The 13,045-nt window shown below is 63.4% G+C and carries 11 protein-coding genes and 1 pseudogene; 6 read left to right on the top strand and 6 right to left on the bottom strand.

The window, feature by feature from the left end:
- Positions 1-49 precede the first annotated feature (49 nt).
- From H3H55_RS17180 to H3H55_RS17170, 3 genes are read right to left on the bottom strand one after another with little or no spacing between them, the layout of a single operon-like run.
- Positions 50-988, bottom strand: a complete 939-nt coding sequence (locus H3H55_RS17180; RefSeq protein WP_048250677.1) for a GGDEF domain-containing protein — start codon at positions 986-988, stop codon at positions 50-52.
- Positions 985-1,611, bottom strand: coding sequence for a chemotaxis protein CheC (locus tag H3H55_RS17175; RefSeq protein ID WP_048250676.1), 627 nt, complete (start codon positions 1,609-1,611; stop codon positions 985-987). The genes H3H55_RS17180 and H3H55_RS17175 overlap by 4 nt, the downstream gene beginning before the upstream one ends.
- A complete protein-coding gene (locus H3H55_RS17170) occupies positions 1,604-1,972 on the bottom strand; it encodes a response regulator (RefSeq protein WP_048250675.1) in 369 nt (122 codons plus the stop codon). Before H3H55_RS17170 ends, H3H55_RS17175 begins: the two co-directional genes overlap by 8 nt.
- Before the next feature lie 469 nt (positions 1,973-2,441).
- Between H3H55_RS17170 and H3H55_RS17165 the strand changes: the two genes are divergently transcribed.
- Entirely contained in the window at positions 2,442-4,688 is a 2,247-nt protein-coding gene (locus tag H3H55_RS17165) for a hybrid sensor histidine kinase/response regulator (RefSeq protein WP_193099513.1), read from the top strand.
- Positions 4,689-4,748: 60 nt separating this feature from the next.
- Here the strand turns inward: H3H55_RS17165 and H3H55_RS17160 are convergent, their stop codons facing one another.
- Positions 4,749-5,303, bottom strand: a complete 555-nt coding sequence (locus H3H55_RS17160) for an NADPH-dependent FMN reductase (RefSeq protein ID WP_048250672.1) — start codon at positions 5,301-5,303, stop codon at positions 4,749-4,751.
- Between the two features lie 367 nt (positions 5,304-5,670).
- Here H3H55_RS17160 and H3H55_RS17155 point away from each other — a divergent pair, with 367 nt between their 5' ends.
- Positions 5,671-6,270, top strand: a complete 600-nt coding sequence (locus H3H55_RS17155) for an RNA polymerase factor sigma-70 (RefSeq protein ID WP_048250671.1) — start codon at positions 5,671-5,673, stop codon at positions 6,268-6,270.
- Entirely contained in the window at positions 6,248-6,463 is a 216-nt protein-coding gene (locus tag H3H55_RS17150) for a zf-HC2 domain-containing protein (protein ID WP_193099512.1), read from the top strand. The genes H3H55_RS17155 and H3H55_RS17150 overlap by 23 nt, the downstream gene beginning before the upstream one ends.
- A 118-nt stretch (positions 6,464-6,581) precedes the next feature.
- Here the strand turns inward: H3H55_RS17150 and arsC are convergent, their stop codons facing one another.
- Positions 6,582-6,941: an arsenate reductase (glutaredoxin) gene (arsC, locus tag H3H55_RS17145; protein WP_193099511.1), complete on the bottom strand. Its 360-nt coding sequence runs from the start codon at positions 6,939-6,941 to the stop codon at positions 6,582-6,584.
- A gap of 968 nt (positions 6,942-7,909) precedes the next feature.
- On the opposite strand from arsC, the gene parA reads away from it, so the two are divergent.
- Both parA and H3H55_RS17135 read left to right on the top strand, forming a co-directional pair.
- On the top strand, positions 7,910-8,572 hold the full coding sequence (gene parA, locus H3H55_RS17140) for a ParA family partition ATPase (protein ID WP_193099510.1): 663 nt from the start codon (positions 7,910-7,912) through the stop codon (positions 8,570-8,572).
- A gap of 23 nt (positions 8,573-8,595) precedes the next feature.
- Positions 8,596-9,657, top strand: a complete 1,062-nt coding sequence (locus tag H3H55_RS17135) for a ParB/RepB/Spo0J family partition protein (RefSeq protein ID WP_193102038.1) — start codon at positions 8,596-8,598, stop codon at positions 9,655-9,657.
- 90 nt (positions 9,658-9,747) lie between these two features.
- On the opposite strand, the gene H3H55_RS17130 is transcribed toward H3H55_RS17135, so the two are convergent.
- Complete coding sequence (locus H3H55_RS17130) at positions 9,748-11,115, bottom strand: replication initiation protein (protein WP_048250666.1); 1,368 nt, start codon at positions 11,113-11,115, stop codon at positions 9,748-9,750.
- Between the two features lie 1,775 nt (positions 11,116-12,890).
- Here H3H55_RS17130 and H3H55_RS17125 point away from each other — a divergent pair.
- Positions 12,891-13,045 (top strand): annotated as a pseudogene (locus tag H3H55_RS17125) (DNA-binding protein); the annotation flags it as partial.

The raw sequence follows: 13,045 nt of genomic DNA, 5'->3' as shown, positions 1-13,045 counted from the left end.
CGCGGCGTGACGCGTCGCAGCCGCTCCGCGCAATGCGGGGCGGGCGCGCCTACGCGTAGGCGACCGAGCGGTCGCGCCCGAGCCGCTTCGCCCGATAGAGCGCGGCGTCGGCCTCGTTGACGAGCACGTCGCTGGTCGGCGCACCCGTCTTCGCGCACGCGCCACCGACGCTCGCCGTCACCGGCACGCTGACGCCCTCCGCATCGACCGGCTCGCTGCCGATCGCGTCTCGCACCTTGTCGGCCACCCGCATCGCCTCGTCGAGACTCGTGCACGGCAGCAGCAGCGCGAATTCCTCGCCGCCGAAACGGCCGAACGTATCCTGCGCGCGCACGATCGACGCGACGCGGCGCGCCGTCTCGCGCAGCACGGCATCGCCGGCCGCATGCCCGAAGCGGTCGTTGATCGTCTTGAAATGGTCGAGGTCGAACAGCAGCACCGACATGTCGCCGCCGTAGCGCTGCCAGCGCGCGAATTCGTCGCCGAGCCGCGCCTCGAAGAAGCGCCGGTTCGCGATGCCGGTCAGCCCGTCGCGATTCGCGTGTTCGCGCAGCTTCGCGACCGCTTCCTCACGCTCGCGCTGCATCACGCTCACGTGCGTGACGTCCGAGATCGTCACGCACACAGCCTCGACGTCGCGGCCGCGCGTGAGCGGCATGAACGTGCAGTCCTGCTGCATGTAGTCGACGCCGCCCGTGATCGGCCGGTCGTGCTCGAAGCGGAACAGGTAGGGCCGCTGCTCCCACGAACTGAACGCGAAGCTGCCGAGCTGGAACACGCTCTCGAGCTTGCGCGACAGCCACGCGAGCGGCAGCTCCGGAAAGCAGTCGAACAGGTTGCGGCCGATCACGTCGGCGGCCGGGATGCCGCTGTGGTCCTGCATGAAGCGATTCCACATCAGCACGGTCATCGAGCGGTCGAGCACGAACAGGCCGAAGCCCACCCGCTCGATCACGAGGTCGCTCAGCGACGGGGCGGCGGCCGTCATAGCGCGGACAGCAACGCGTCGAGCGCGTCGCCCATCAGGCGCATCGAATCCTCGGCCATCAGCATCACGAAGTGGGCACGGAACGCATGATCCTCGAGTCCGAAGTTCACCTCGAGCAGCAGCGCGACGCTCCACGCGAGCACGGTCGGCTGGAAGACGTCGTCGAACGACACGTTCGACCCGAGCAGCCCCGGCGGAAAGAACACGGGCTTGCGGCCGAGCTCGTCGAGGATCGACGCGACGCATGCGCCCATCAGCACGTTCGCGACGTCGAGCACGACTTCGTCGGGCGTCGCCATCCCGCCGTACACGCCGTCGCCGAACGTGCGATCGACGACCGTCGTGAGTCGCGCGACGCTTGCAGTACGGCACAGCACGATCGCCTCGCCCTTGATGTCGGAGCGAAAGCCCTGGCGCACGGCGGTCACGTTGTCGTGAATGCCCGTCATCTCGCGCAGCGCGTCGCCCGCATCGGCCGCTTTCACGACGCGCACGCGCGGCACCGACAGCTCGATGAAGCGCCCGAGCAACAATGCAAGCCGCGCGGCGGCGCGGCCCATCGCAAGGTTGGCGATCTCCTGCAACGCGTCGCGTTGCTCCGCCGTGAACACCGATTCAGGCATACAACCCATACTCCTTGAGAATGGGCAGCAATGCCTCCGACGTCACGGGCTTGGCAACGAATGCGATCGCGCCCAATTCGCGCACGCGTGCTTGCGCCTGCGGCTGGATATCGGCGGATACCACGATCACGAACGTGTTCAGATCTTCGTGGCGCAGTGTCTCCAGAACCTGATAGCCGCTCATGTCGGGCATCGTCAGATCCAGAAACATCACGGAAGCTTTGCCGTCACGATAGAGCGCCAAGGCCTCGCGACCATTCGTTGCATACGCGACGTCGACGTCCCAGCCTCCCGGCAGCGCCTTTGTCAGAAGTTTGCGAGCGAGCAGGGAATCGTCGGCAATTACAATCGGCAAAGGCATGGAGCGAAGCGGTATACGGAATGGTCTCTCTCGCGTTAACGACCGCGCGGCGCACTTCTTGAGGCGTCATGCGTTCGGGCGCAGGCAACCGCCTTGCGGCCGCGCGCGGGCGCCGCGAGCGGGTGCGCGCGACGCACCGCGCGGCGAACGCCGGCGGGCACATATATCTGTCATTGGGAAAGCAAGGCGCGATTCTCGGAGTAAACCGAAGGCGATGCAACTCGCCATATTCACCATTTCGAACAGAATCGATCCGATCGCGCGTCATTCCGAAAACAGCCGCGACCATTTTTGAGATATGTACGCAAAATTTTTCCTTGTGTACGTTTGCGCTGCCGGATTCGTCGCGTTTTCAATCTGACAGTTGGCCCCTGTCGAAATCGACAGGATCGCGCGCGTACGGGGCCGCGCAGCGGGCCATCGCAACTCGTTTATGATGGCAGACACCTCCGCCTCACCCGCTTCCTCGATGACGTCCGAACGGCCTGCCGACTCCCGCCCCCCCGCCTCCACTCCCGCCGACGACTGGCAGGACGACGGAAGCTACGCGGCCGGCGCGCCCGAGCACGATTTCGCGGTCCGCCGCGTGACGCTGATCGTGCTGCTCGTCGCGGCGATCGTGCTGCCCTGCATCTACGTGATGGTGATGGCGTACAACGACCTCAACGCGCGCGAGGCCGCCGCGAGCGACGTGACGATGCGCACCGTGCGCGTCGCCGAAGAGCACGCACTCAAGGTGTTCGACCTGAGCGAAACGCTCGATGCGCGCATCGTCGACCTCGTGCAGGACATGGACGACGCCACCGTGCGCAGCAAGGAATCCGACATCCACGAAGCGCTGAACACGATCGGCGGCGGTTATCCGCAGGTGGCCGCCGTGTCGATCTTCGGCGCGAGCGGGATGCTGCTTGCCAACAGCCTCTACTATCCGGCGCCGTATGCGTCGATCGCGAACCGCGACGACTTCGCCGGCATCCGCGACGGCAAGGTCATCGAACACATCTCGCGGCTGATGATGGGGCCGCTCAAGCTCGAGAACATTCCGGTGTTCAACACGGGTGTCGCGCGGCGCCATAGCGACGGTTCGTTCGCCGGGATGGTGTCGATCGCGCTGAAGTCGTCGTATTTCAACGCGTTCTACCGCGACCTGCTCGGCGGCGCGAGCACGCCGATGACGATGGCGCTCGCGCGCTCGGACGGCGCGGTGATCGCGTCGTATCCGCCGCCGCCGTCGCTCGCGCACACCGATCGCACCGTCACGTTCGGCGACACGCGCAACGATCCGCGCGCCGGCGTCGTGCACGTGCGTCACGACGGCGCGAGCAGCGAGATCGTCGCGTACCGCCAGGTCGGCAGCTATCCCGTCTACGTGACGTGCGCTTACCGCACGTCGGCGATCTGGCATGAATGGTACGAACACCTGAGCGTGCTGTTCATCTCGATGTTCGCGCCGTCGGTCGCGCTGTGGTCCGTGATCTGGCTGTCGCTCAAGCGGCTGAAGGCGGAAGAGGAAGCGTGGGACCGCTGGCAGGCGGAAGCGTCGATGCGGCGCTCGATCGAATCGGCATACCGGCAGTCGCGCAAGATGCAGGCGCTCGGCAACCTCGTCGGCAGTGTCGCGCACGACTTCAACAACCTGCTGATGATCATCTCGAGCAACGTGCAGATCGCGCGGCGGCGCGGCGTCCAGCATCTCGACAAGGAACTCGGCGCGATCGAGCGCGCGCTGAAGAACGGGCAGTCGCTCACGCGCCAGCTCCTCGGCGTCGCGCGCAAGCAGCCGCTGCACAACGAAACGATCGACATCGGGCAATGGGTCGGCACGTGCCGCGAACTGCTGAAGACGTCGCTCGGTTCGAAATCGTCGCTGGTCGTCGCGATCGAGCCCGGCGTCTGGCCGATCCGCGTCGACGTCGCGGAACTCGAACTCGCGGTGATCAACCTCGCGGTCAACGCGCGCGACGCGATGACGACCGGCGGGCGCTTCACGGTCGGCGCACGCAACGTGACGCTGCGCCGCGAGGACGGTTTTCCGCTGACCGGCGATTTCGTGCAGATCTCGCTCGACGATACGGGCTCGGGCATGGCGCCCGACGTGCTCGCACGCGCGTTCGAACCGCTGTTCACGACGAAGGCGCAGGGGATGGGGACGGGGCTCGGCCTGCCGCAGGTGTTCGCGTTCTGCGAACGCTCGGGCGGCCTCGCGACGATCGACAGCGCGGTCGGCGCCGGCACGTCGGTGCGCCTCTACCTGCCGCGCGCGCATGCCGAGGACATCGTTGCGCGACCGCAGGCCGCCGTCGTCCACGACACCAGCGCGCTCGCCGGCCTGCACGTGCTGCTCGTCGAGGACAACAGCGAAGTCGCGGCCGGCACGGAAGCGCTGCTTTCGCTGCTCGGGCACCGCGTGACCTATGCGCCCACCGCCGACGACGCATTGCGCCTGATCGAGGGCGCGGCCGCGAACGACGCGTTCGACCTCGTGATTTCGGATATCCACATGCCGGGCAGCTTGAACGGCATCGACCTCGCCGAGGCGATCGACAAGCGGCCGGGGAAGCTGCCCGTGATTCTCGTCACCGGTTATGCGGAGGAACTCGACCGCACGCGCACCGTCAACGTTCGCGTGCTGTCGAAGCCGTTCGACATCGCGCTGCTCGACGAGATCCTGCTGGGCATCCGCGAAGCGCGCGACGCGCGACACGCCGGCGCGTGACCCCAGGGTTGCGGGCCGGCGCCGGCTGCGTGAACGGGTGCGACGATCGGGCTGAAGCCGTCAGGCCGACTTCAGCAGGCGCACCCAGCCCGCGTAACGATCGACGAAACCCTGCAGGAACTTGCGGGTGTCCTCGCTGACGATCTGGCCCTGCTCGTCGATGCGCGCCGCATCGTGCTTGATGAACATCTCGGGCTGGCCGAGCGTCTTCACGTCGAGATACGCGAGCACGTTGCGCAGGTGCTGTTGCGCCAGCGCGGTGCCCGTCGCGCCCGGCGACGTACCGAGCACCGCGCCCGGCTTGCCCGACCACGAGTTGGAACCCCACGGGCGCGAGCCCCAGTCGAGTGCGTTCTTCAGCACACCAGGAATCGACCGGTTGTACTCGGGCGTGACGAACAGCAGCGCGTCGGCGGCTTCGATCGACTGCTTGAAGCGCTTCGCGACTTCCGGGAAATCCGCGTCGTAGTCCTGGCTGTACAGCGGCAGTTCGCCGATCTCGACGAACTCGAACGAAAAATCGGCGGGGGCAAGCGAAATCACGGCGTGCGCGAGCGCGCGGTTCCAGGAAGCGCGGCGCAGGCTGCCGACGACGACCGCAATACGATAGGACATGGCATTCTCCTTCCGGTGAGTGAGGAATCGAATCGATTGCTTCCGAACAGGCGACAAAGGTCTGTTTATAGGCAAGCCAGCCCGCGAACCGCCCGACGGGGCCGTCAGGCCGACTTTCCACAAGGTTTTCCACAGAAATTGTGGATAACTCGACCGTTATGTTCTGATGTTACAGATTGCCCGCCGCGCGGCGCCGTCGACGCGCGATACGGGTTTCGGCAAGCATAACGCAGCGCGTCGGCCGGTTTCGTGAATTCGTGACGGAACATCCGTTGCAGGCCGGCACCGTGACCAGTAAGCTGCTCGCACCACGACGCGCCCGCTCTTTGGCGCAAGCGCGATCGCTTCGAGACACTGCCACCCAGACATGCCGTCCGCGTACGACGACCCCGACTATCTCGCGCAACTGCGGCGCGACCTGCTGCGCTTCGCGCGACTCCAGCTCCGCGATACCGACGCGGCCGAAGACGCCGTGCAGGAAGCACTGACCGCCGCGTGGTCGCACGCGGGCGATTTCGCGGGACTGTCGGCCCACAAGACCTGGGTGTTCGGCATCCTGCGCAACAAGCTGATCGACGTGCTGCGCGCGCGGCAGCGGACGGTGAGCCTGTCCGCGCTCGACGCCGAGCTCGACGGCGAATCCGTGCTCGATCGCGAGCTGTTCAAGGAAAACGGGCACTGGGCCCCGCATACGAAACCGCACCCGTGGCCGCGACCCGAAACGCTGCTGCAGCAGCAGCAATTCTGGACGCTGTTCCAGGTCTGCCTCGACCACCTTCCGGAGCAGATCGGGCGCGTGTTCATGATGCGAGAATTTCTCGATGTCGAGATCACGGACATCTGCAACGAATTGACGCTGACGACGAATCATTGCAGCGTGCTGCTGTATCGAGCGCGCACGCGCCTGCGAACCTGCCTGAGCGAAAAAGGACTGACGACCGAAGATGCTGCCGGGGAAATGTACTGACGTGACGCGCCTGCTGTCGGATGCGCTCGACCGCCATCTGACCCTGCATGAGCGCCTGCGGGTGCGCGTGCACCTGCCGACCTGCAGCGGATGCAGAGCCTATCGCGGGCAGATTGCGCTGCTGCGGACGGCCGCGAAAGCGGCGGCGGGGCGGGGGCCTGACGATGACGGCTCGTCGTCCGGAGAGGGCTAGACGCGCGTTGCGGCTATCGTCCGGACGGCGGGTGGCTTGCTGCCCGGCGATCGCATCGGCTTCGATTGCCGATGCATGCGCCGGGCCGATGCAATAAGAAAAATACGCCGGCCAAGAATTATTCGAACAGCGCTTGCACCGATTCGGGCGGCCGACCGATGGCCGCCTTCCCTCGATAGACGACGATGGGCCGCTGCAGCAGGATCGGGTGAGCGACGATCGCCGCGTAGGCTTGTGCGTCGGTCAGATCCGCGCGGGCCAGATTCAGCGCCTTGTACGGCTCCTCGCCGTCGCGGAGCATGTCGCGAACCGGGCGGCCAAGCTGCCGATGCAGCGTTTCCAGTTCCTCGATCGTCGGCGGCGTCTTCAGGTACTCGACGACGTTCAACGGTGCGCCGGCGGTATTCAGCGACTCGACCAACGCAAGCGTCTCGCGCGACTTCGAGCATCGGGGGTTGTGGTAGATCGTGATCATCATTCAGGCCTGGATGGAAGAGCCCTGTATTGTAGCCAGTCTGTATCGGGTGTTTCGGTGAGGCGGTTGCGGCGAGATCGGGTGCGGATTCGATGCTTCGCGGGAGCGGAGTGGTAACGCTTGCGGTGTTGTGGCGAGGCATGAAAGGGGAGAGCCATCGGGGGGTGCGTCAATGCATTGATGTGTTTATGCGCATAAAGTCGGGCGGGTCGTTATCCGGGATGACGGATAGGGATCGGTGAGCCAACGCTTTGCGAGCGTCGTGTCGGGCCGCGAGGGAAGCAGACGGCAAGTGGATACGTCGGTGGGTTTATGCGCATAAAGCGTGTGGTGGTCACGTGAGGTAGTCGCGGATTCATCGTTCGCCAGCGCACCGAGACCTCGGCATCGACGCGATCACTGCGCAGATAGGCTGCCTCGTCCGTGCATCGCTTCGCGGCGGATTCGAGTAGGCCGGCACGTGATTCGTCGCCCCTCGCGATCCATCGCCCCCGGTTTATGCGCATAAACGTAGCGTCCCGACAGCCCGTTGTGCCTCGGCATACGGGTTCGATGGCACGCATCGAAGCTGCGTACAAGGCCATGGTGTGCAGTTCATAGCCCACGCTCGGGAACGCCAGACCGTCCCTGCACACGATTGACCGCCTCGATCTCCGCCGAGTTTATGCGCACAAACTCACCGGCTCCGAGCCCAAACAGCCCACCTCCCACCGATAGGGCAGAGCACATCGAGATCGCAGCAACCCGCCGCGCGTGCCGACGATGCACCTCGTGATGACCCAACGATCGAGTCGCGCGTCGACCTCTCCCGGCATCAGCAACGCGATTCGATCGCGCCACCGACCACCGCCGGTTCGTTTATGCGCATAAACCGATAGCCCGAATGGCTAACGCGTAGTTGCCGAACGACAATTTCATTGAAATATAAATATCGTCCTGTAGAATTCCAACGACCAAAATAGGAGTGAAAATTGGCCGCGGAAATCATTGCAGTCACTCAACAAAAAGGTGGCGTCGGCAAAAGCACGATTGCCATGCACCTCGGTGCCGCGTTCCATGAAAAAGGGAAGCGCGTCCTCGTCATCGACGCAGACCGTCAAAACACGCTGGTTCACTGGTCGAGCGCATCCGGTGACAGCGAAAACGGCATCCCGTTTCCGGTCGTCAACCTTGCCGAAGCCGACGGCCAGATCCATCGCGAGATCAAGAAGTTCATCAACGACTACGACATCATCGTCGTGGACTGCCCGCCGTCGATCACCGAGAAGGTATCCGGCGTCGTCCTGCTCGCCGCATCGATTGCCGTGATCCCGACTTCGTCGTCGCCGGCCGATTACTGGTCGAGCGTCGGGCTGGTCAAGCTGATCCAGCAAGCGCAGGTCATGAACGAAGACCTCCGAGCCGTCTTCCTGCTGAACAAGACCGAAGAGAAGCGCATGCTGACCCGCGAGCTCAAGCGCGCGCTCGAGGAGCTCGGCTTCCCGCTGCTGAAAACGCAGATCCCGACCCGGGAAGCGTACAAGCAGGCGATGGCGCTCGGTCAGACCGTCCTGCAGATGAACGATCGCGGCGGCAAGCTGGCCGCCATCGAAATTCGCGCATGTGCCGACGAAATCGTCGCCATGCTGCCCTGACTTTATGCGCACAAAGGAGTCACATGAAACCTTCCCAATTTGCAAAAGGATTCCAAGCGCGCCCGGATATCACGACGAGCGAGAAGCGCACGGCGCTCGATCGGCTCAATGCGATTGACGGCATCGTCAAATCCGAGACGCCCACTCCGGCTCCGACCAAGTCCACAAAGAAAGACATCGCGCCGCCGCCCGCTCCGGAACTCACGTTCGATCCGTCGATCGACGAATCGCCGCAATATCGCGCGTGGCGCCTCGAGAACCGCTATGCGCCGGGGCAGGTCATCGAGCTGGCGCTGAAGGCGATCAAACATAGCCCGTTCAACCCGCGGCACTTCTATCTGAAGTCGTCGATTGCCGAACTCGCGGTCAACCTCGCGAAGCAAGGGCAACAGCAGGCGATCCACGTGATCCCGGATTACGACAACCCGGGCACGTATTTCGTCAGCGATGGCGGCCGCCGTGTGCGGGCGCTGAAAGAGGCGAACAAGGAATCGGTCAAGGCTATCGTGATCGACGTGCCGATCGGTATTCAGAGCTACAAGCTCGGCTACGACCTCAACGTCCAGCGCGATTCGCAGACGGTGTTCGACAATGCCGTCGTGTGGCGCCGCTTCCTCGACGACAAGCATTTCCAGAGCCAGAAGGAGCTCTCCGAGCATCTCGGCCTCGACGAGTCGACGGTGGCGGTCGCGCTGTCGATCGGCAAGTTGCCGGAAGCGATCATGCAGGAAATGGTTTCGCGTCCCGATCGCTTCGGCTCGAACATGGCGTATCAGGTCGGCCGCTATCACAATGCGCGCGGCACCGAGGCCACGCTGCGGCTGATCAACAAGATCGTATCGGACGATCTCAGCACGCGCCAGGTGTCGGACATCGTCAAGGGACGCGTCGCGGCGCAGGAAACGCCGAAGGTTGCGGGCCGTCAGCGCTACGCGCAGCGTCTCGAGATCAAGCTTGGCGGCAAGTCGGTCGGCGACCTGAAGTCGTATGGGGAAGATCGCATCGAATTGCGCCTGCGCGGCCTCCCGAAGGACAAGCGCGACGCGATCCTCGAGCAGCTCGAGCGGATGCTGTTGTCGGAGTGATGGAGGCGGCCGGCAGGGCCTGGTGAGACGCCGGGCCCGCCCGATCAAACGGGCGGCCGGCGGCGGCCCGTCAGCGGGCCTGAGCGGGCGTCAGGCGGCCCGCGACTGGTTCAGCGTGAACGACAGCAGGTCGCCGTCCGTCGGCTCGCCCCAGGTCTTCTGGGCCAGCCAGTCGAAAAAGGCCGTCTCGGCCAGCTTGGAATCGAGGCCGCGCTTGCGCCAGTCGTCGCGCAGATGCGTGCCCATCGTCGGCAGCGCCTCCGATTCGAACGACTCGCGCGCCACATCGCGCTCAGCATCGCCCTGCTCCTCGTACAGCACCTTCGCTTCCTTGCGGCGGAACGCCGCGAATTCGCTCAGCAGGCGTGCCTTCAGATCGTCCGGCTGGGCCGCCGCGACCTTCGCGGACGGTGTGCCGGCAGGCAGCGCGTCGACGGACTCGACCGGCGGCGCATAACCCTTCTTCAACGCATCCTTGAACAACGCCGGCGCGCTGCGCACCGGCGGCAGCGTCGTGCTGCGCATCCGCTGCTCGGTCATCTGCAGCGCGGCACGAATGCGGTTTTCCTCGCTGTCCGCATAAAGCGTCTGCGCTTCCTTCAGCGGGATCCCGAGCTTCACCATCCGGTCGACCAGCGTGCTGTCGAACACGTTCGGGTGTTCGTCGAGCGCGAGCATCGGCTGCTTGCGCTCGGTCACGCGGAACTGGATCTCCGCGACCCGGCGCCCTTCACGGTGCTCGATCAGCTCGACGAAGATATTGGTGACTGCGTTGACTTCCGCGATCGCGGGACGCAGATAGTCGCGCTTGAAGTACTTGTACTCGCGCTTCGCCTCGTCGCCGGCTTCCGTATCGGGCGTGCCCGACAGGATCGGCCGCCACCATTCCCACTGCTCGCGCATCGTCAGGTGGCTCGGGTTCGTCAGATAACGCACGCAGATTTCGTACAGCGCGAGGCCGGCGCTGCTGCGCAGCTGGCTCTGGAACTGCAGGCTCAGGCGCGCGTACTGGACCGGGTCGAGCAGCTTCTTCTTGATCTTCGGCGCGAACGAGAATTCGACCCACACGCGGCGGGTCGTCGGATCCTCGAGGATTTCCGCGTCGGCGATCAGCGTCGAGATCCCCCACTTGCGGCCCGGCTTCTGGCTCGACGTGCCCGTGCTCCATTCGACCTGCACCGACACCATGCGGCGCAGGTGTTCCTTCACCAACGCGGTGTCATTCGAATCGAAGGCGGAGTTGGCGACGATATCCGACAGCAGCGCGCGATACGTATCGCCCGAGTCGTCGGCCTGCTGCGCGACAGCCAGCAGGACGTTGAACAGCTTGCGGGTCAGGAGCGTGATCTTGCCGCTCTTCGGCTGAATTGCGATCGCCTCGACGGCCTTGCGCAATTCGGCTGAGCTGGCACTCACCACATCCACATCAGTTTTCTTGGCGCGCTTCGTCGTGGCCATGCGTCGGGTCGGAGAGGAAGTTTTCCGGAAGGATAGCGCCTGTGGTGATGTGCGTCCAGAACGACATGCTCACCATAGCCGGTGAAGCGCGCGTGCAAAACGGCACTCACCCCAAGCGCTCCCGAAAACGCTCACCGGTCCGGAATTGCAGCGTTCCGGACTCGTCCAGACGTGCTGCGGGATGCGCCGATTCACAGAATTTCACCTGTGCGCGACACGTGCGGAATACGCTCCCGTATCGGCTCACCTTTCTATTTGTCGTAATTTTGCGACTGCCCAGCCGTGAGTTCGGCACAGGGTTGCGATTGCACCTCACCGCACGTCCCCGATCGCCCCGCATCGGGCTGTATGCATGTACAGGCACGGCTTGCCGGGAGATTGTCATCCGCTCCGGCATCCGGAAAGATGCCTTCGAAACGGGCCTGTGCCGGTCTCCCAAGCATGCTTTGCCGGCCCGGGCGCGCATTGTACAGCGCGCCAATCGTATCGGATCCCGAAAATGCTCACCTTGAGCACAGCTTGTTGTTTCGTTCGGATGGCAACAAACGCCCGACACGCGTGGGATTCGCTACCAAAGCCTCCCGAAAAGCCTCACCTTATTGAAAAAATGCGGCACAGCAACGGCCACGAGAACGGCTCCCGAAAAACCTCACCGTAACCGTCGCGGTATCAAAAACCCCAATGCCTTCCGATACTTATGCACAGAAGGCATTTGGCTGTGCATCGCAGAGGTCCCCCGAAAAGCCTCACCTTTCGACGGAAATCCTTCATACGACAACCGTGTGTCGCCCCCCGAAAAATCTCACCTGTGCCAAAAAGTGGCACAGCAAAAACGAGGATTCTTCCAGTCCTGGCGGGCTTTTCGGCGAATCCGGCCGTTCACAGGTCCCGAAAAGCCTCACCTTTGACCATTTTCTGAGCAAATACCGTTCCCGAAAAAGCTCACCTCAACGGGATGGGGGCAGGAAAACCCGGATTTTCCTCCCGAAAAGTCTCACCTTTAGTGCATCACAGGCCCCTGAGAGCACTTTTGCTGTGCAAAATGGCGCTCGGTTCCCGGAAATCCTCACACCAAATTCCCGTGGAGTCCCGTGAAATCTCACCTTTCGTAAAAACTGCCCAAAAGATGGGCAGAATCGGGGCACAAAGAGGGTCCCGCAAATTCTCACCTATGTCTGCACAGGCAGAAAACTGTGCAGCCCGGCACAGCGCGGGTTCTGTGGCTGTGCGGCCCCGAAAACCCTCACCTTTGGGAAATCTCGTGTTTCACTGTGATCCCGAATCCGCTCACGACCTTTCCTGCAACGGCTCACGCAGCTCCCCGAACCCAATCACTTCAGCTCCCGCAGAAGATCACCTTGGCTCCCGTAAAACTTCACCTTGCCGGCCGGAAACCCTTGCTACGTAAGGCTGTGCCGTGGCGTTAACGTTTTTAACTAAGGGTTCAAGGGTGTTTACTTCTAATACTCTCAAGACATGGGCCGACGAGTTTTCCACAGATACCCCAAACCCTGAACACCCACAGGCAATCGGTTCCGCTGTCATGTGAAACAAATGCCGGATTTCGGGGTCTGCTGGAAAATGCTTGTGCTACAAGGACTTGGCTGACTTTCTTCGCTTTGTTTCACGGAATTCCGGACCACGTTCATCCGGATTGGCTCACAGCTCCGATTTCTGTGCACAGCGACGTAAATTCACAACGTTGACCCGAAACAGGTATCAAAGAATACGTATTTCGTTATGATTGCCACACTTCAATGTCTGTGAGCTCTGCCATGACCCTGGACGAAATGCGCCAAGTCATTCGGGACGAACTGGAATCGCTGCGTGCAAGCGGTGCGCGGCGCCAGGAATTGTCGCTGCACGCATGCAAGCGTCTGTTCTTCGATCTCGGCATCCGGCCGTCGGCCGCCAACGTTCGCGATCTCAC

This window comes from Burkholderia sp. Z1, assembly GCF_014893795.1.
In the GTDB taxonomy this organism is placed as follows: domain Bacteria; phylum Pseudomonadota; class Gammaproteobacteria; order Burkholderiales; family Burkholderiaceae; genus Burkholderia; species Burkholderia theae.
This window is presented reverse-complemented; position numbering and strand designations above follow the sequence as displayed.

Coding starts and splice junctions, on each gene's coding strand:
- H3H55_RS17135 (WP_193102038.1), top strand. CDS start 8,596: ATGAAACCTTCCCAATTTGCAAAAGGATTCCAAGCGCGCCCGGATATC.
- H3H55_RS17170 (WP_048250675.1), bottom strand. CDS start 1,972: ATGCCTTTGCCGATTGTAATTGCCGACGATTCCCTGCTCGCTCGCAAA.
- H3H55_RS17175 (WP_048250676.1), bottom strand. CDS start 1,611: ATGCCTGAATCGGTGTTCACGGCGGAGCAACGCGACGCGTTGCAGGAG.
- H3H55_RS17180 (WP_048250677.1), bottom strand. CDS start 988: ATGACGGCCGCCGCCCCGTCGCTGAGCGACCTCGTGATCGAGCGGGTG.
- H3H55_RS17150 (WP_193099512.1), top strand. CDS start 6,248: ATGCTGCCGGGGAAATGTACTGACGTGACGCGCCTGCTGTCGGATGCG.
- H3H55_RS17130 (WP_048250666.1), bottom strand. CDS start 11,115: ATGGCCACGACGAAGCGCGCCAAGAAAACTGATGTGGATGTGGTGAGT.
- arsC (WP_193099511.1), bottom strand. CDS start 6,941: ATGATGATCACGATCTACCACAACCCCCGATGCTCGAAGTCGCGCGAG.
- H3H55_RS17155 (WP_048250671.1), top strand. CDS start 5,671: ATGCCGTCCGCGTACGACGACCCCGACTATCTCGCGCAACTGCGGCGC.
- H3H55_RS17160 (WP_048250672.1), bottom strand. CDS start 5,303: ATGTCCTATCGTATTGCGGTCGTCGTCGGCAGCCTGCGCCGCGCTTCC.
- H3H55_RS17165 (WP_193099513.1), top strand. CDS start 2,442: ATGACGTCCGAACGGCCTGCCGACTCCCGCCCCCCCGCCTCCACTCCC.